We start from the raw sequence: 1,062 nt of genomic DNA, 5'->3' as shown, positions 1-1,062 counted from the left end.
CATATGGGTGGCTCCGACATTCGGAATGGGTGGCTCTATGCAACGGATTGAGTGGCTCCGAAGTCACGGAATACTCAACCCCCTCACTTAACGTAACCGGGAGCGGCTATTATACAACGGCAAAAAGAAATAATTTCATTCTTATCAACCAGATCCGCTCTTATCTTTTTTATTCTTTCAAGATCCCCTCACTTAACCCAATTGTCAGAGGCAGAAATACAAGGAGATTCGAAAAATCTTTTAATTTTCTGCTTCAAAAAAGATTTCCCCTCACTTATAATTCGAGGATCATACAGTGTTTTGAGACAAAGTTTTTGATAAAGTGCATAAAAAAACATCCCGCCCTTTTTGACCGGATGCCAATTTTTAATTCATAGATTTCTGTTATAAAAAATAGCCACCAGATTTTCCGGCAGCTATTTGCATATTAAATCATCACCATATTCTTTTTTATCCTTTCGCATTTACACTCCCTCTGATAAAAAATTTTTACCCTTCGAAAAAAATTAGTATTTTTTCAAAATTATTAAAAAGGTTATTAAAAAAGTCATCAGCATAAAGAAGCCGACGACTCTTAATAATGTTCCCTTAATTTCCCCTATCTTTATTTTTCTTTATTTCCTGCATCAACAAGATTCCAACCTGCAGTCCTATTTCCATATACACGCTTGCAGTTTCACTTGTAAGTTCATTGCACAGATCCAATAATTCCGAGTTTGGATTTGGATCATATTTTGCAACTGTTGTCTCTAACCTCTGATAAATTTCATCCATCCGTTCTTCATAATCCCGTTCCTCTTTATCTGGCCCAATGCCAAACAGCAAATAATCTGCGATTCCTCGGATAGTTGCCCTTTCAAAAATACCTTTTATCTGCGACATCTCTTTTCTCTCCTCATATGTGATTTTCATATGCATGATTATACTCGGATATTCGTACATTTTCAATATCCGAGTATATCCATACAATAATCACATATACTACACTAGTGTGCTGACTTGATGATATTTAACTAAATATTCTGGTAATCACAGCTGTTCTGATGTATAATCAAAAAAAAC

The 1,062-nt window shown here is 35.4% G+C and carries 1 protein-coding gene; it reads right to left on the bottom strand.

Annotation, left to right across the window (positions count from 1 at the left end):
- Positions 1 to 588: 588 nt before the first annotated feature.
- Positions 589 to 882, bottom strand: coding sequence for a hypothetical protein (locus FGQ85_RS18235; RefSeq protein ID WP_138374165.1), 294 nt, complete (start codon positions 880 to 882; stop codon positions 589 to 591).
- Positions 883 to 1,062 lie beyond the last annotated feature (180 nt).

This window comes from Pseudoflavonifractor sp. BSD2780061688st1 E11, from assembly GCF_005844125.1.
GTDB classification, from domain to species: Bacteria; Bacillota; Clostridia; order Lachnospirales; family Lachnospiraceae; genus Sellimonas; species Sellimonas catena.
The sequence above is the reverse complement of the archived record's forward strand: the minus strand, read 5'-3'. Positions and strand labels throughout refer to the sequence as shown.

Bases quoted from the DNA above. Each gene is read 5' to 3' on its own strand.
- FGQ85_RS18235 (WP_138374165.1), bottom strand. From the start codon at position 882: ATGTCGCAGATAAAAGGTATTTTTGAAAGGGCAACTATCCGAGGAATC.